Origin of the sequence: Burkholderia sp. BCC1993, assembly GCF_905339865.1 — a bacterium.
Taxonomy (GTDB): Bacteria; Pseudomonadota; Gammaproteobacteria; order Burkholderiales; family Burkholderiaceae; genus Burkholderia.
In genome coordinates this window covers 155,758-172,594 of record NZ_CAJPGZ010000018.1, presented here as the reverse complement: position 1 = coordinate 172,594, position 16,837 = coordinate 155,758, and the positions used below count along the sequence as shown (strand labels likewise).

16 protein-coding genes are annotated in these 16,837 nt (G+C 67.0%); 7 read left to right on the top strand and 9 right to left on the bottom strand.

Features of this window, described 5'->3' with window-relative positions; genetic code table 11:
- Positions 1–21: 21 nt before the first annotated feature.
- The 3 genes from trpC to U4Y91_RS28355 are packed head-to-tail and all read left to right on the top strand — an operon-like array spanning position 22 to position 2,346.
- Entirely contained in the window at positions 22–807 is a 786-nt protein-coding gene (trpC, locus tag U4Y91_RS28365) for an indole-3-glycerol phosphate synthase TrpC (RefSeq protein WP_321807856.1), read from the top strand.
- On the top strand, positions 807–1,433 hold the full coding sequence (locus tag U4Y91_RS28360) for a CYTH domain-containing protein (RefSeq protein WP_321807855.1): 627 nt from the start codon (positions 807–809) through the stop codon (positions 1,431–1,433). The genes trpC and U4Y91_RS28360 overlap by 1 nt, the downstream gene beginning before the upstream one ends.
- A gap of 13 nt (positions 1,434–1,446) precedes the next feature.
- Positions 1,447–2,346 (top strand): uracil-DNA glycosylase, encoded by a 900-nt coding sequence (locus U4Y91_RS28355; RefSeq protein WP_321807854.1) that lies wholly within the window; start codon positions 1,447–1,449, stop codon positions 2,344–2,346.
- 115 nt (positions 2,347–2,461) lie between these two features.
- Here U4Y91_RS28355 and U4Y91_RS28350 read toward each other — a convergent pair whose 3' ends face one another.
- The 4 genes from U4Y91_RS28350 to U4Y91_RS28335 form a co-directional block, all read right to left on the bottom strand.
- The gene (locus U4Y91_RS28350; protein ID WP_321807853.1) at positions 2,462–3,058 is read right to left on the bottom strand and encodes an FMN-dependent NADH-azoreductase; all 597 of its coding nucleotides are present in this window, start codon (positions 3,056–3,058) and stop codon (positions 2,462–2,464) included.
- Positions 3,059–3,205: 147 nt separating this feature from the next.
- Positions 3,206–5,005: a PDZ domain-containing protein gene (locus U4Y91_RS28345; protein WP_321807852.1), complete on the bottom strand. Its 1,800-nt coding sequence runs from the start codon at positions 5,003–5,005 to the stop codon at positions 3,206–3,208.
- Between the two features lie 124 nt (positions 5,006–5,129).
- Positions 5,130–5,858, bottom strand: coding sequence for a DsbC family protein (locus U4Y91_RS28340; RefSeq protein ID WP_044845883.1), 729 nt, complete (start codon positions 5,856–5,858; stop codon positions 5,130–5,132).
- Positions 5,859–5,948: 90 nt separating this feature from the next.
- Positions 5,949–7,127 carry a UbiH/UbiF family hydroxylase gene (locus U4Y91_RS28335; protein WP_321807851.1) on the bottom strand — a complete coding sequence of 393 codons (1,179 nt, stop codon included), beginning with the start codon at positions 7,125–7,127 and terminating at the stop codon, positions 5,949–5,951.
- Positions 7,128–7,374: 247 nt separating this feature from the next.
- Here U4Y91_RS28335 and ychF point away from each other — a divergent pair, with 247 nt between their 5' ends.
- On the top strand, positions 7,375–8,469 hold the full coding sequence (gene ychF, locus U4Y91_RS28330) for a redox-regulated ATPase YchF (RefSeq protein ID WP_321807850.1): 1,095 nt from the start codon (positions 7,375–7,377) through the stop codon (positions 8,467–8,469).
- A gap of 70 nt (positions 8,470–8,539) precedes the next feature.
- On the opposite strand, the gene U4Y91_RS28325 is transcribed toward ychF, so the two are convergent.
- The 5 genes from U4Y91_RS28325 to U4Y91_RS28305 form a co-directional block, all read right to left on the bottom strand.
- Positions 8,540–8,968, bottom strand: coding sequence for a lysozyme inhibitor LprI family protein (locus U4Y91_RS28325; protein ID WP_321807849.1), 429 nt, complete (start codon positions 8,966–8,968; stop codon positions 8,540–8,542).
- Between the two features lie 8 nt (positions 8,969–8,976).
- Entirely contained in the window at positions 8,977–9,477 is a 501-nt protein-coding gene (locus U4Y91_RS28320) for a lysozyme (protein WP_321807848.1), read from the bottom strand.
- Positions 9,478–9,781: 304 nt separating this feature from the next.
- The gene (gene gabP / locus U4Y91_RS28315; protein ID WP_321807847.1) at positions 9,782–11,173 is read right to left on the bottom strand and encodes a GABA permease; all 1,392 of its coding nucleotides are present in this window, start codon (positions 11,171–11,173) and stop codon (positions 9,782–9,784) included.
- 457 nt (positions 11,174–11,630) lie between these two features.
- The gene (locus U4Y91_RS28310) at positions 11,631–11,975 is read right to left on the bottom strand and encodes an MmcQ/YjbR family DNA-binding protein (protein WP_321807846.1); all 345 of its coding nucleotides are present in this window, start codon (positions 11,973–11,975) and stop codon (positions 11,631–11,633) included.
- A 95-nt stretch (positions 11,976–12,070) separates the two neighbouring features.
- Positions 12,071–13,390 carry an MFS transporter gene (locus U4Y91_RS28305; protein WP_321807845.1) on the bottom strand — a complete coding sequence of 440 codons (1,320 nt, stop codon included), beginning with the start codon at positions 13,388–13,390 and terminating at the stop codon, positions 12,071–12,073.
- Positions 13,391–13,583: 193 nt separating this feature from the next.
- On the opposite strand from U4Y91_RS28305, the gene gcvA reads away from it, so the two are divergent.
- From gcvA to ettA, 3 genes are all read left to right on the top strand, one after another.
- Complete coding sequence (gcvA, locus tag U4Y91_RS28300) at positions 13,584–14,501, top strand: transcriptional regulator GcvA (protein ID WP_321807844.1); 918 nt, start codon at positions 13,584–13,586, stop codon at positions 14,499–14,501.
- Between the two features lie 113 nt (positions 14,502–14,614).
- Positions 14,615–14,923 (top strand): DUF3761 domain-containing protein, encoded by a 309-nt coding sequence (locus U4Y91_RS28295; protein ID WP_321807843.1) that lies wholly within the window; start codon positions 14,615–14,617, stop codon positions 14,921–14,923.
- A gap of 189 nt (positions 14,924–15,112) precedes the next feature.
- Positions 15,113–16,780: an energy-dependent translational throttle protein EttA gene (ettA, locus tag U4Y91_RS28290; RefSeq protein WP_321807842.1), complete on the top strand. Its 1,668-nt coding sequence runs from the start codon at positions 15,113–15,115 to the stop codon at positions 16,778–16,780.
- Positions 16,781–16,837 lie beyond the last annotated feature (57 nt).

Below are 16,837 nucleotides of genomic sequence, written 5' to 3'. Positions count from 1 at the left end.
ACGAATCAAGCAGGAACCCACATGAGCGACATTCTCGACCGAATCATCGCCGTCAAGCGCGAAGAAGTCGCGGCGGCCATGCGCAGCACGCCGCTCGAGGCACTGAAACTGGACGCATCGGCGCGCGACCTGCGCGACTTCGTCGGCGCACTGCGCGCGAAGCAGGCAGCCGGCCAGGCGGCGGTAATCGCCGAAGTGAAGAAGGCGAGCCCGTCGAAGGGCGTGCTGCGCGAGCATTTCGTGCCGGCCGACATCGCGCGCTCGTATGCGGCCCACGGCGCGGCGTGCCTGTCGGTGCTGACCGACGAGCAATTCTTCCAGGGCAGCGTCCGCTATCTCGAGGAAGCGCGTGCGGCGTGCACGCTGCCGGTGCTGCGCAAGGACTTCATCGTCGACGCGTACCAGATCCTCGAGGCGCGCGCGATGGGCGCCGACGCGATCCTGCTGATCGCGGCCGCGCTCGACACGCCGCTGATGCAGGACCTCGAGGCGTACGCGCACTCGCTCGGCCTCGCGGTGCTGGTCGAAGTTCACGACCGCGACGAGATGGAACAGGCGCTGACGCTGAAGACGCCGCTGCTCGGCATCAACAACCGCAACCTGCGCACGTTCGAGACGACGATCCAGACCACGCTCGACATGCTCGACATGATTCCGCTGGACCGCATGGTCGTGACCGAGTCGGGCATCCTGTCGCGCACCGACGTCGACACGATGCGCGCGGCGAACGTGAACGCGTTCCTCGTCGGCGAAGCGTTCATGCGCGCCGACCAGCCGGGCGAGGAACTGGCGCGGATGTTCTTCTGATGGCGATCGAAAAGGAAATCAAGCTCGCGCTGCCGGCCGGCCAGGCCGATGCGGCGCGGCGCTTTTTCGAGACGCTGACCGGCGAAACCGGTAACGTGATCGCGCTGGCGAACGTCTACTACGACACGCCCGATCTCGCGCTGGCCCGTTCGAAGAGCGCGGTGCGCGTGCGCCGCACGCCGCACGGCTGGCTGCAGACCTTCAAGACGGTCGGCAGCGCGGAAGCCGGCCTGCATCGCCGCCATGAATGGGAGTTGCCCGTCGCCGGCGATGCGCTCGAAATCGATGCGCTCGTCGCCGCGTGCGACGTGCCGGAGGCCGCCGCCGCGCTGCGCGATGCGGCGCCCGCGCTGCACGCGCTGTTCCGGACGGATTTTTCGCGTACGCTGTGGCGCATCGCAATCGGCGGCGCAACCGTCGAGGCCGCGGTGGACGTCGGCGAGATCGTCGTCCAGGCGGAACACGATACGCGCCGCGAACCGATCAGCGAAATCGAACTCGAACTGATCGACGGCCCGGAATCGGCACTCGCGACACTCGCCGCCGAACTGCAGCAAGCGCTGCCGGGCCTCGCCCCCGAAAACATCAGCAAGGCGCAGCGCGGCTACCGGCTGCGCGCGCAATAGACACGCATCACGCATGGCAACCCGCAAGACTCTCCGCACGCCGCAGCAGGCGTCGCTGTTCGATGATCCCGTGCCGGAAACGGCGCAGGACGATATTCCCGCCCCGGCGCCTGCGCCGGCCGCAGCCGGGCGCAAGCCCGCAAAGCAGGCCGCCGCCCCGGCCACCGCCGCGCCGCAGCCCGCGGCCGCCGACGTCCTGCACCTCGCCGCGCAATTCGACGCGCTGCCGGCCGTCTGGCGCAACGTGCTGAAACCCTTCACCGACAGCGACGCGTATGCGCCGCTGTGCCGCTTCGTCGACGACGAACGCGCGGCCGGCAAGACGGTCTACCCGACCGACGTGTTCCGCGCGCTGCGTCTGACGAGCCCGGACGACGTGAAGATCGTGATCCTCGGCCAGGACCCGTACCACGGCGACGACCGCGGCACGCCGCAGGCGCACGGCCTCGCGTTCTCGGTGCCGCCGGCCGTGCGCACGCCGCCGTCGCTGCGCAACATCTTCAAGGAAATCGCCGCGAATTTCGGCCACGACACGCCGCGCCACGGCTGCCTCGATACCTGGGCGCGCCAGGGTGTGCTGCTGCTCAACACCGTGCTGACGGTCGAGCGCGGTGCGGCCGCGAGCCACGCGAAGCGCGGTTGGGAGCAATGCACGGACACACTGATCCGCGAACTCGCCAGCCGCCATCGCGGCCTCGTGTTCATGCTGTGGGGCGCGCATGCGCAGGCCAAGCGCGCGCTGTTCGACGCGAACGCGCACTGCGTGCTCGAGGCGCCGCATCCGTCGCCGCTGTCCGCTCACCGCGGCTTCCTCGGTTGCCGCCACTTCGCGCTCGCGAACGACTATCTGGTCGACGCGGGCCGCGAGCCGATCGACTGGCGTCTGCCGGAAGTCGCCGAAACGCTCGCATAACCGCGTTCCGCGTTCCGCTTTCGTCCGCATCAAGCAAAAACGCCGCGTCCCTTTCGGGACGCGGCGTTTTTTTTCATCCGTCGGACGCAGCGGGTGCGACGCACCCGCGTCGGCCTTAGACGGCAGCGATCGCTTCGCGAGCGCTGGCGAGCGCGGCGCTCTGCGCATCCGGCCCGAGGTTCAGGCCTTCAGCGTGGATGAAGTTCACGTCGGTCAGGCCGATGAAGCCGAGGAACGAGCGCAGGTACGGCGTCTGGCTGTCGTTCGGCGTACCCAGGTACTTGCCGCCGCGGGCAGTCACCACGTGAACCTTCTTGCCCTTGATCAGGCCTTCCGGACCGTTCTCGGTGTAGCGGAACGTGACGCCTGCGCGGGCGATCCAGTCGAAATACGTCTTCAGTTGCGACGACACGCCGAAGTTGTACATCGGTGCGCCGATCACGACGATGTCGGCCGCTTGCAGTTCGGCGATCAGCGCATCGCTCTTCGCAACGATCGCATTCTGTTCCGCGCTGCGCTGCTCGGCCGGCGTGAAGAATGCGCCGAGCACGGATTCGTCGAGGTGCGGCAGCGCGTCGGCCAGCAGGTCGCGAACCACGACCTTCGAGCCGGGGTTCGATTGTTGCAGCTTTGCCGTCAGTTCGTTGGCCAGCAGCGTGGATTGCGCACCTTGCGAGCGCGCCGCGGAATTGATTTGCAGAATGGTCGTCATGTCAGGCTCCGGTTTGGTTGCGCTTCGGTAGCGCGAGTGACGCCATTGTGCGTGGCCGAATGGCCGCGAAAAAGCGGGTTCAGGGCGACGGATTGTTGCAGCAACAGAACAATCCATGATCGCGCCCCGAAACCTGCCCGTGCATGCTCAGCCCTTCAGCCAAGCTTCGCGGGCCTTCTGCGCGGCAGCCGGCTTCACGGCGGCCGTGAGCCGGTAGCGCGCGATTTCCGGCCCGTCCAGTTTCAGTTTCGCGGTCCGCAACTCGTCGCGGCGGAATGCGTGCACCTCGACCTTGTCGCCCGGCCGGTAACGCGCGAGCAGCGTGTCGAGGTTCGTGCCGGTGACGCGCAGCCCGTCGAGCGCGATCAGCGTGTCGCCCGCCGACAGCCCCGCACGATGCGCGCCGCCGCCTTCGTAGACCGCCGCCAGCGTGCAGTCCGCGCCGCCGCGCAGGCGCGCGCCGATGGTCGGCTTCGCGGTCGCACCCGCTGCAACCTCGGGCGTGAGCGTCACGCCGAACGGCGCGAGCAGGTCGGCGAGCGGCAGGTCGCGCGTGCCGTGCACGGCGTCGGCGAACAGCCGGCCGAGCGCAACGCCCGTCGCTTCCTCGATCAGCGTCTCGACCTCGTTTTCCTCGACACCCGCCTGCTTGCCGCGATAGAACTCGCGGCCGTAGCGTTGCCACAGCAGACGCATCACGTCGTCGAGCGACTTGCGGTTGCGCGTCTGCGCGCGGATCGCGAGATCGAACGCAAGCGCGACGAGCGAACCCTTCGTGTAATAGCTGACGATCGCGTTGGTCGCGTTCTCGTCCTGACGGTAGTACTTGATCCACGTGTCGAACGAGCTTTCCGCGACGCTCTGCTTCAGGCGCCCCGTGCCGCGCAGCACGCCGCCGACGGTACGGCCGAGCGCCGCGAAATATTCGTCCTGCGACATCAGCCCGCTGCGCACCAGCATCAGGTCGTCGTAATACGACGTGAAGCCTTCGAACAGCCACAGCAGCGACGTGTAGTTTTCGCGCGCGAGGTCGTATGGCACGAACGCGGCCGGTTTGATGCGCTTCACGTTCCACGTATGGAAATACTCGTGGCTGCAAAGGCCGAGGTACGTGCGATAGCCTTCCGTCGTTTCCGACCGGCCCTTCACCGGCAGGTCGGTGCGGTTGCAGATCAGCGCGGTCGACGCACGGTGCTCGAGGCCGCCGTAGCCGTCGCTGACCGCGAGCGTCATGAACACGTAGCGGTCCATCGGCGCCTGCTTCGATTTCGGTTCGAACAGCGCGATCTGCGCTTCGCACACGCGCTTCAGGTCGGTGCGCAGCCGCTCCATGTCGAGCTGTGTCACGCGCCCGGCGATCACGATGTCGTGCGGCACGCCCTGCGCGTCGAAGGTCGCCAGCGCGAATTCGCCGATCGTCACCGGATGGTCGGCGAGCTCGTCGTAGTTCGCTGCGCGATACGCACCGAACCCGTAGCGCCGGGTGCCGCGCGCCTCGGGCAACGACGTGCCGACGCGCCACGTGCGAAACGCCGGGCCCGCCGGTTTCGCGATGTCGACCTCGCATGGCGCATCCTCGCGGCCGGCGACGCTCAGGAACACGGCCGTGGCGTTGAAGAAGCCGCCCGAATCGTCGAGATACGCGGAGCGGACCGACAGGTCCCATGCGTACACGTCGTAGCGCAACGTCAGCGCGCCGTTCACCGGCGCGGCCTGCCACGTGTTCTTGTCGGTTTTCGCGATCCGCACCTTGCGGCCCGCGTCGTTGAACGCGGCGAGCGTCACGATGTTGCGCGCGAACTCGCGCACGAGGTAGCTGCCCGGAATCCATACCGGCAGCGAGAAGCGCTGGCCTTCGGGATCGGGATCGGTGACCGTCACCGACACTTCGAACAGGTGCGCGGCAAGATCTTTCGGGGCAATCGAATAGCGGATCGGCTGGGTCATCGTGGCAATCGGTCGAGAATCGGACGGAAATCAGACGGAATACGGCGGCGGAAACGAAGAGAGGCGCCGGCAGAGATCGCGGGCGCCCCTCGCTGGCCGGGCATGCGGCCCGGTGTGTCGCCGGTTACTTGCTCGACGCGAGCGCCTGGTTCAGCTGGTCGGCCGACACCGCGCCCGGCAGGCGGCGGCCGTCGGGCAGGAAGATCGTCGGCGTGCCGGTGACGTTCATCCCGCGGCCGAGCGCGAGGTTCTTGTCGAGCGCGGTCGTATCGCAAGCGCCAGCGCCGGTCGGCACGCGATGGTCGAGCATCCAGCCCTCCCAGGATTTCGCGCGGTCGGTCGCGCACCAGATCGCCTTCGACTTCGTGGTCGAATCGGGCGACAGCACCGGGTACAGGAACGTGTAGACGGTCACGTTGTCGACCGACTGCAGCGTCGTCTCGAGGCGCTTGCAGTACGGGCAGTTCGGATCGGAGAACACCGCGATCTTGCGGGCGCCGTTACCCTTGACGACCTTGATCGCGTTCGCGAGCGGCAGGCTCGCGAAGTCGATCTTGTTGAGGTCGGACAGGCGCGCGTCGGTCAGGTTCTTGTGCGTCTTGGTGTCGACGAGATCGCCGAGCAGCACGTAGTCGCCGGCTGCATCGCTATAGATGATCTGCGTGCCGAGGTTCACTTCGTACAGGCCCGCGACCGGCGATTTCGACACGCTCTTGATCGGCGCGTCGTTGCCGAGACGCGCTTGCAGCGTGGCTTTCAGCTTGTCGGTGGTCTGGTCGGCCTGCGCGGTACAGCCGAGCGTCGCCATCGTGACGGCCAGCGCCAGCGATGCGATGCGGATCGTTTTTTTCATCCTGTCGTTCCTTCAGCTCAATCGGAGTGCACGTCACAGTGTACGCCGTAACGGAACCGAGTCCGACAGGCCGGAGGCACGAAGGTTCGTTCAGCCGAGCGCGGCCGACACGAGCCAGCGCTTCACGAGCGGTTGCGCGCCGACGAACGCCATGCCCGCGTTGCGGACCGCCGTCGCGAACGAGCCCGGAACCGCGAACAGCCGCTGCAGCCCGTCGGTCGCGACCATCAGCGCGCGGATGTCCTCGCGGCGCGAGCGCTCGTAGCGACGCAGCAGCACCGTATCGCCGAGGTTGCGGAAGCTCTCCTTGTTCGCGATCGCATCGGCGAGTGCCGCGACGTCGCGCAGCCCGAGGTTCATCCCCTGCCCCGCGAGCGGATGGATCAGGTGCGCGGCATCGCCGACGAGCGCCACCCGCGGGGCGATCAGCTTGTCGACGGTCTGCAGCGCGAGCGGGAAGCCGGCCGCCGGCGTCACGCATTCGAGCGTGCCGACCCGACCGTGTGACACGCGCTCGACTTCCGCCGCGAGCTGCGCGGGATCGAGCGCGAGCAGCTCGTCCGCATGCGCGGTGTGCGCGGACCACACGAGCGACACGTGACCGTCCGGCAGCGGCAGCAACGCAATGATCTCGCCTTCGTGAAACCACTGACAGGCCGTCTCGCGGTGCGGCAGCGACGCCTTGAAGTTCGCGACGACGCCCGTCTGCCGGTAATCGCGCCGCTCCACCCTGGCCCCCATTTGGGAACGCACCCACGAATGCGCGCCGTCCGCGCCGACCACGAGGTCCGCTTCGAGCACCTGGCCCGACGACAGCGTCAGCACGGCCGCGTCGTCGCGCACGTCGAAGCCCTGCGCGCGCGCGTCGAACCACGTGAGGTTCGGCTGGAACCGCAGCGCCGCGTCGAGCGACGTCTCGATCAGCGACGATTCGGCGATCCAGGCCAGTTGCGGCACGGAGGCCTGGTACGCGGAGAAATGCAGTTCCGCGTGCGCGTCGCCGTACACGCGCATGTCGTAGACCGGCGCGAGCCGGCCATGGTCGAGCGCCTGCCAGACCCGCAGCCGCTCCAGCAATGCCTGCGAGCTGGACGACAGCGCGTAGATGCGCGTGTCGAACGCGAGATCGGCGGGGCGCGGCGTGGCCGGCTGGGCGAGCAAGGCGGTCTTGTAGCCGGACTGGGTCAGTGCGAGCGCGGCCGTCTTGCCGACGAGCCCGCCGCCGACCACGGCGACGTCGAAGGTGTGGTGGGCAGTCATGGCGGGCATTATAGCTGCGGGGCCAATCCCTTACGCGGCCGGACTTTGCGGGAAATCAGCAGAATCGCAGGCGGGTCCGGCAGCGCGGCGGCCCGTCGCATCGGGCGTTCGGGTGAAGGCCGGAAACCGGGGCGTCGGCACGGTACAATAGCGCCTTTGAACGTCGGCCCGCCGCGCCCCGCGCGCCGGCCGTCCCTATTTTCCCGCGCCGCCGTGCCTTGTCCGGCCGCGCCGCTCCCCCCGTCCGAAGGATTCCATGAGTCTCAAATGCGGCATCGTCGGCTTGCCCAACGTCGGCAAGTCCACCCTGTTCAATGCGCTGACCAAGGCCGGCATCGCCGCCGAGAACTACCCGTTCTGCACGATCGAGCCGAACGTCGGCATCGTCGAAGTGCCTGACACGCGCCTGAAGGCGCTCGCCGAGATCATCAACCCCGAGCGCATCGTGCCGGCCGTCGTCGAATTCGTCGACATCGCGGGCCTCGTCGCGGGCGCGAGCAAGGGTGAAGGCCTCGGCAACCAGTTCCTCGCGAACATCCGCGAAACCGATGCGATCACGCACGTCGTGCGCTGCTTCGAAGACGACAACGTCATCCACGTCGCCGGCAAGGTCAGCCCGATCGACGACATCGAAGTGATCAACACCGAACTCGCGCTCGCCGACCTCGGCACCGTCGAGAAGGCGCTCACGCGCTACTCGAAGGCCGCGAAGTCGGGCAACGACAAGGAAGCGGTGAAACTCGCCGCGGTGCTCGAGAAGGTGCGCGCGCAGCTCGACCAGGGCAAGGCCGTGCGCGGCCTCGATCTGTCGGACGACGAGCAGGCGCTGCTCAAGCCGTTCTGCCTGATCACCGCGAAGCCCGCGATGTACGTCGCGAACGTGAAGGACGACGGCTTCGAGAACAACCCGCACCTCGACGTGGTGCGCAAGTACGCGGAAAGCGAGAACTCGCCAGTGGTCGCGGTGTGCGCGGCGATCGAGGCGGAAATCGCCGATCTCGACGATGCGGACAAGGAAGCGTTCCTCGCCGACATGGGCATGGAGGAGCCGGGCCTCGACCGCGTGATCCGCGCGGGCTTCAAGCTGCTCGGCCTGCAGACCTACTTCACCGCGGGCGTGAAGGAAGTGCGCGCGTGGACGATCCATATCGGCGATACCGCGCCGCAAGCGGCCGGCGTGATTCACACGGACTTCGAGCGCGGCTTCATTCGCGCACAGACGATCGCATTCGACGACTTCGTCGCGTACAAGGGCGAACAAGGTGCGAAGGAAGCCGGGAAGATGCGCGCGGAAGGGAAGGAATACGTCGTGCACGACGGGGATGTGATGAACTTCCTGTTCAACGTCTGACGCAGAGACCGACGCTGTTTCGTGCAGTGTCACGGTAACCAGGAAAGGCCCGCAAGTCGCGGGCTTTTTTTCATTTCGAATGGGTTCGTGAAGGTTTGCGGGAAGCGCTCGCGGACAACCTTTTCGTCATTTCCTTCGTCGCCGCCGTTACACAGATCGCCTGTGCCGCAGGTCGCATCGAACCATTGCTCCACGCGTTACGCGTCGATTTTTCGCATGATGCGTCGCGCGCTTTCTTCCACCGCGCGATCTGCGCGTCGAGCACCTTCTTGCGCTCCGGTCGCTCGCTCACCTGTTTGTCGACGACCCGCTGCAAATCCCGCTCGGCGACGAGCTGATCGCGCCACGCGCAAAAATTCATGCTCGTCTGGTTCGAATCGCAGTCGCTGAGCAGCGCGTTGACCTCGCTGGCCGGCAAACCGCTGCGCACCGCTATCTCGTCCTCTGGCGTCGGGCCGGCAAATGCATGCGCCGACACCAGTACGAGCAAACCGGTCATGGCCGTTCTCACTGTGCCCCCTGTTGTGGCTGGAACGGCGCCGATTCGAGCCGACGCCGGTTGACAAGCCCGTTCGAACGCACGGGCGCCAGGCGACGCCCGGTCTCGTCTCGAGGATGAATCCAGACGCGCTGATTCATGTGCGACACGACGCCTGCGTCATCGCTCTGATTCGCCGAACGGAGCGCAGCCAGCGCGCCTGTATTGCCAGCATTGTATGTATAGCTGACGAGTTCATCGAATTGCAGCTGCGTCAATTGCCGGACCGGGACATGTCGTCGTACGGCGGCTTCCGCACGGCCGACACGGACCGCGAGTTGCGCGTTCACTTGCGTTGTCGTAACCGGTGTGCGCAACTCCTCCGGTGTGCACGGACCGGTGTGAGCAAGCGTCCCGATGCCATAGGTACAGTTGTTCGCCTGATCGTTGTAGTAGGCCATGACCGCGCTTTCCCGCCGACGCAGCTCCGCCCAACCTGCTTCACTCAACCTCAAGCCCTCATTCGCCATCTGCCACTCTCCCGGCGCGACCGCTCACGCGAGTCGACTTCATCATTTACTTCGGTTGTCGATGCGCTCAATGTATGAAGTTGCCGTGGGCGATGAAATCAGACGAGTTCGATTTTGCGAGTCCTTATGTCAATGATTGCGCCGTGGTGCGGAACGCCCTACGGTGCCACGTTAAGTGCCTTCGTTTGCTGGTGCAAAACAAATGGCCCGATCGCCAATGCCGATCGGGCCATTTTCACGACGGGAATCCCCGTGTCTACCGACAGCGAACGCTCAGGCCGGCAGCCACGTCGTCAATTCGTCATCACATCGCCGACACCCGCCGCCCCGCCCCCGCTCGCGCATCGCGACCACGCTTGTTCAACCAAGACGCAAACAACACGAGCAGCGCGAGCACGGCCGTCGCCCCCACTTCCATCCGGTGTTCCTCGCTGACGAACATCACGGTCAGCGTGCCGCAGATGAACAGGATCACCGCCCACGTGAGCCACGGGAACAGCCACATCCGCAGCGTCAGGTCGGCACCGCCCGATTCGAGCGTCTTGCGCATCCGCAGCTGCGAGATCGCGATCACGAGATACACGAGCAGCGCGATCGCACCCGACGTTGCCAGCAGGAAGCCGAACACCTGCTCCGGCATCAGGTAGTTCGCGATCACGGTCAGGAAACCGAATGCGGTCGATGCCAGCACGGCCGCACGCGGCGTACCGGTCGAATCGGTGCTGTGCAGGAACGCAGGCGCGTCCTTGCGCTTGGACAGCGAGAACAGCATCCGCGATGCGGTGTACAGCGCGGAATTCAGGCAGCTCGCGACCGACACGAGCACGATCACGTCGATGATCGCCTTCGCGTTCGGAATGCCGATCAGCTCCATCGCGCGCTGATACGAGCCGTGCTTCGGCAGCAGCGGATCGTTCCACGGCACGATCGCCGCGACGACGAGGATCGAGCCGAGATAGAACAGCGTGATACGCCAGATGACGGAATTGGTCGCACGCACGATCTGGCGTTGCGGGTTGTCCGACTCGGCGGCCGCGATCGTCACGATCTCGGTACCGAGGAACGAGAACATCGTCGTCAGCATCGCCGCGAGCACCGCGCCGGCGCCGTTCGGCATGAAGCCCTGGTGCGCGAAGAGATTCGACACGCCCGATACGGCCGGCGCGGGCACGATGCCGACGATCGCCGCACCGCCGATGCACAGGAACACGACGATCGCGACAACCTTGACCAGCGCGAACCAGAATTCGAATTCGCCGTAGTTCTTGACCGAGAAGAGGTTGGTGATCGTCAGCAGCAGCGTGATGCCGAGCGCGAAGATCCAGGTCGCGACGCCGGGGAACCACGCATTGAGAATCGTCGCGGCGGCCGTCGCCTCGATCGGGATCACGAGCACCCAGAACCACCAGTACAGCCAGCCGATGGAGAAGCCCGCCCAGTGGCCGATCGCGCGATCGGCATAGGTCGAGAACGAACCGCTGTCCGGATGCGCGACGGCCATCTCGCCGAGCATGCGCATCACCAGCACGACCAGGACGCCCGCGATCGCATACGCGAGGATCGAAGCCGGGCCGGCTTCCGCGATTGCGTGGCCGGAGCCGACGAACAAGCCCGCGCCGATGACGCCGGCAATCGACATCATCGTCACGTGCCGCTGCTTCAGACCCGTGCCGAGGCCTGTCTTGCTTCCACTCATGTGTCTCTCTCCAAAAAACGGTTCCGGTACGACCGGATGTCGCGTGAAGGCGGCGGGGAGTTGTCGTTGTTGAACCCGGCAGCCCGCCGCGCATGCGCGCATACGGGCAGGAAGCCGGGTCGAGCCTGTTCCGGTCGGTGCGCGACGCAGTCTGCGAAGCCGCGGGTGCGATGCGGCGCACGAGGTGCCGGCGCATCGCGTGCGCCCTTTCCGTCGGCTGTCGGTCAGCCGCCTTCGAAGCGAAGGAGTGTAAGCATCAAACGGTTCTTCACTAAGAACCAATTGAAGAATTTCGATGGATCCACTTGTTGCATCGATGCGAACCGATGCAACGCTTGATCCGGTTCGGCGTCCGCTTGCGAGCCGCCGGATCGGGCAAGTGATGACGGCGCGTGCCCGCTCGGCATCACGGCGAACACGTTGCGTCGAAGCGGATCACGTGCCGCGCCGGCGCGGCTCAGTTCGTGCCGTCCGGCCCTTCGTCGCGCCATTTGGCCGGCACGATCGCGCGCCATTCGCGCAGAAGCAGGTTTTTCACGGCGTCGGGATGCGCGGCCGACAGGCGCACCAGCACGATCGGCCAGCCCGCATAGTGGTCGGTCACGTAATACACGTCGGGTTCCGATTCGATCAGCCACGCGCGCTCGTCGGGGCCGACGCCCTTCACGACGAGCGTATCGCCGTCCTCGCGCAGGCGCGCGAGCATCTTGCCCTTCACCTTGAGTGCGGGCGTGCCGTACGACGTACCCTCCTCGACGCCGCGCCATGCCAGCGCGATCTGCCGCACTTCGTCGAATGTCACATGCGCCTCCGCCTGTCGGTGATCGATGTTCCGGAAACCGTAGCGGAAATCGTGCACGACGCCTAGCCGCGAGGCGTCCGGCCGGCGACGTGTGGCTAGCGGCCGGCCGCGCGCGCGGCCATCTGAGCGCGTGCGGTGGTGGCGACGATCGCGAACGCGATCGCATTGGCAGCCGCGCTGGCCAGGATCGGCACGAGATAACCGCCACCCGCGTCGTAGATGAAACCGGCGGCAGCGGGCCCGATTAGCGTGCCGAACGCGACGCTCGTGTACAGCACGCCGATGATCGCGCTCACGTTGCGGCCGCCGAAGTAGTCCATCACGACGGCGGGCAGCACGGCGACCCAGCCGCCGTAGAACACGCCGAACACGAGTGCGAACGCGGCCAGCGTCGCGACGCTCCCGGCGCCGGCCCACGCGACGAGCGCGACGGCCATGCCTGCGAACATCGCGAGCAGCGATGCGCGGCGGCCGAAGCGGTCGGCGAGGCCGCCGAGAAAGAAGCGCCCGGCCGTGCTGCCGACGCCGATCGCGCCGAGCAGCAGCACGGCCGTCGACGGTGCGACGCCATGATCGAGCGCGTATGGCACGAGGTGCACGAACGGCACGAAGACGCCGAACGAGCACACGAGACACGCCGCGTAAAGGCTCGCGAACGGCCGTGACGTGACGGCCTCGCGCAGGGTCGCACCGGTGGGCGCCGATGCGGCAACCCGCGCGCGATCCGCAGCGTTCACGGAGCCCGAGGCCCCTGCTGTGTGGCCGCCCGCTTCCGGCAAGCCTCCGCCGGCGGCCGGATGCACGGCCTCCCCGTCCGGCATCAGCCCGCGCCCGCGCGGATCGTTCTCGATCAGCAGCGACATCCCGGCGCCGATCGCGACGGCGAGCGCCGCAAGCGTGAAATAGGCGCCACGCCAGCCGACGTGCGCGATCAGCGCGGAGGCGAGCGGCGGCATCACGAGCGTGCCGACGCCGATCCCCGCGACCGCGAGCCCCGACGCGAAGCCACGCCGCCGCACGAACCAGCGCTGCACGGCGCCGACGGCCGGCACATACGCGCAGCCGACGCCGAGACCGACACCGAGCCCGTACGCGACATAGACCTGCAGCAGCGTATGCGCGGCACCGGCCGCCGCGAGACCCGCCGCCGTCAGCAACATGCCGGTGACGGCGAGCGGCCGTGAGCCGAAGCGATCGGCAAGCGGGCCGCTGACGATGCCGAAGCCGAAATACAGGAAGCCGGCCAGCGAGAACACGAGCGAGATCTGCCCGCGCGATGCGGCGAAATCCCGCTGCAGCGCTTCGACGAACGTGCTGAACGTGTACGCACTGCCGAAGCCGACGAACGTGACGGCGAACGCGGCCGCCACCACATACCAGCCGTAGAAGACGCGCGATGCGCGCGGGCCGCTCATGACGATGCTCCTCTCAGGTTCCGCCGGACGCCGCGCGGCGTCCGGATTGCCTCATGGATATAGTTGAACTATGTTGATCGCATCGACCGCCGCAAGGCAGCCGTGACGAATGCGATCCGACGCGACAACGGTACTCGCGCACATGCATTGCCTCAAACGATATTTCGTCGGCCTTTCGCTTTAGAAAAACTCAATGAACCGTTCCCGTCTGCCACCGCTCAACGCGTTGCGCGCGTTCGAGGCGGCGGCCCGCCACCTGTCGGTGAAATCGGCCGCGGAAGAGCTGTCGGTCACGCCCGGCGCGGTGAGCCAGCTGATCCGCACGCTCGAGACCCATCTCGGCGTGCAACTGTTCGAGCGCGTGAACCGCGGCATCCTGCTGACCGCCGCGGGCCGCGACTATCTGCCGCCCGTGCGCAACGCGTTCCGGCAAATCGCCGACGCGTCGCAGCGCGTGTCGGGCGCTGCCGACAGCGGCGTGCTGACGGTGAGCGTCACGCCGTTTTTCGCATCCGCATGGCTCGTGCCGCGCCTCGCGCAGTTCCGCGACGCATGCCCGGACGTCGACCTGCAGATCGTCGCGAGCCATGCGCTCGCCGATTTCTCGCGCGACGGCGTCGACGTCGCGATCCGCCACGGTCTCGGCCGCTACATCGGGCTGTGCAGCGAACGGCTGCTGACCGTGGAGATCGTCGCGCTTGCGGCGCCGGAACTCGTCGCGCGGCTGGGCATGCCGGCCACGCCCGCCGACCTGGCCGGATGGCCGCATCTGCACGACGCCGAGCGCAAGGGCTGGCACATCTGGTTCGACGCGCAGCGAATCGCCGATTTCGGCCCGCCGCGCGGCCCCGCGTTCGACGATTCCAGTCTGTTGCTGCAGGCGATCCTCGCCGGCCAGGGCGCCGGCCTGCTGCCGGCGGCGATGGTGCGCGGCGAGCTCGCGAGCGGCCGGCTCGTGCAGCTTGCCGACGTCGCGTGGCTCGACGACTTCGCGTACTACCTCGTCTATCCGCCGCATCATGCGGAACGCGCGAAAGTCGCCGCGTTCCGCCGGTGGATTCTCGAGGCCGCCCAGGCCGACGGCGCGGCATCGATGATGGGCACGGCGTAGCGTCGCTGCACCGCGGGGCAGCGGCAACGATCTCGAGCCGATCGGCTAACATGCGGCCCGGGCCGTCGGCCCGCCCTCCACCGGCAACAGACAACGACATCCGCAGAGAGACCATGCCCGCCCTGCTCCGCCGCGCGACACATATCGCGACCCTGTCGGCCGCGCTGTTCGTCGCGTGCGCCGCCCTGCCGCCCGCGGCGCACGCCTATCGCGCGTCGCCCGGCTACGGCAGCGAAGCCGACCTCGACCGGCACGACACGTACCGCAATCGCGACGGCGACACCGTCCATGCACCGGCGCATTCGAAATCGGGCCGCGTGCCCGAGGGCGCGAGCGCGCGCTGCCGCGACGGCACGTACAGCTTCAGCCGCCATCGGCGCGGCACCTGCTCGGGGCACGGCGGCGTCGCCGGGTGGCTGTGAACGCGGGTCGGCCGAATGGCCAGCGCGGTGCCAGCGGCAGCCGGCGCCGAAGTACAATACGCGCTCGCGCCGCCAACCCGCGGCGACACCGCCGCGCCCCGCGCGGCACGCTCCGTACCGAATCACCCGACACCACGCACGCCCATGCGCTGCGCGGCAGTCTCAACCCTTTCTGAGTTTCACACCCAAATGGCCCAATACGTTTTCACGATGAACCGGGTCGGCAAGATCGTGCCGCCCAAGCGCCAGATCCTGAAGGACATCTCGCTGTCGTTCTTTCCCGGCGCGAAGATCGGCGTGCTCGGCCTGAACGGCTCGGGCAAGTCGACGCTGATCCGCATCATGGCGGGCGTCGACAAGGACATCGAAGGCGAAGCGACGCCGATGCCGAACCTGAACATCGGCTACCTGCCGCAGGAACCGCAGCTCGATCCGACGAAGACGGTGCGCGAAGCCGTCGAGGAAGGCCTCGGCGACCTGTTCCAGGCGAACAAGAAGCTCGAGGAAATCTACGCGGCCTATGCGGAACCGGACGCCGACTTCGACGCACTCGCGGCCGAGCAGGCGAAATATGAAGCGATCCTCGCGTCGAGCGACGGCGGCAGCCCCGAGCAGCAGCTCGAAGTGGCCGCCGACGCGCTGCGCCTGCCGGCGTGGGACGCGAAGATCGAGCATCTTTCGGGCGGCGAAAAGCGCCGCGTCGCGCTGTGCAAGCTGCTGCTCGAAAAGCCGGACATGCTGCTGCTCGACGAACCGACCAACCACCTCGACGCCGAATCGGTCGACTGGCTCGAGCAGTTCCTGGTGCGCTTCCCGGGCACCGTCGTCGCCGTCACGCACGATCGCTACTTCCTCGACAACGCGGCCGAATGGATTCTCGAACTCGACCGCGGCCACGGCATTCCGTGGAAGGGCAACTACAGCAGCTGGCTCGACCAGAAGGAAGAACGCCTGAAGCAGGAAGAAGCGTCGGAATCGGCGCGCCAGAAGGCGATCAAGAAGGAACTGGAGTGGGTGCGCCAGAACCCGAAGGGCCGCCAGGCGAAGTCGAAGGCGCGTATCGCGCGCTTCGAGGAGTTGAACAGCCAGGAATACCAGAAGCGCAACGAAACGCAGGAAATCTTCATTCCGGTCGGCGACCGCCTCGGCAATGAAGTGATCGAGTTCAAGAACGTCAGCAAGTCGTTCGGCGACCGCCTGCTGATCGACAACCTGAACTTCAAGATTCCGGCCGGCGCGATCGTCGGCATCATCGGCCCGAACGGCGCCGGCAAGTCGACGCTGTTCAAGATGCTGACCGGCAAGGAACAGCCGGATTCGGGCGAAGTCGTGACGGGCCCGACCGTGAAGCTCGCGTACGTCGACCAGAGCCGCGATGCGCTCGACGGCTCGAAGACGGTGTTCGAGGAAATCTCGGGTGGCGCCGACGTGCTGACGGTCGGCAAGTACGAGACGCCGTCGCGTGCGTACATCGGCCGCTTCAACTTCAAGGGCGGCGACCAGCAGAAGATCGTCGGCAACCTGTCCGGTGGTGAGCGCGGCCGCCTGCACCTCGCGAAGACGCTGATCTCCGGCGGCAACGTGCTGCTGCTCGACGAACCGTCGAACGACCTCGACGTCGAAACGCTGCGCGCGCTGGAAGACGCGTTGCTCGAATTCGCGGGCTCGGTGATGGTGATCTCGCACGATCGCTGGTTCCTCGACCGGATCGCGACGCACATTCTCGCGTTCGAAGGCGATTCGCAGGTCACGTTCTTCGACGGCAACTACCAGGAATACGAAGCCGACAAGCGTGCGCGCCTCGGCGAGGAAGCCGCGAAGCCGAAGCGCCTGCGCTACAAGCCGATCAGCCGCTGAACGATGCGGCCCGTGCATCCGGCGCGCGACGACGCGCGGCCGGATGCCGAAAGCGGC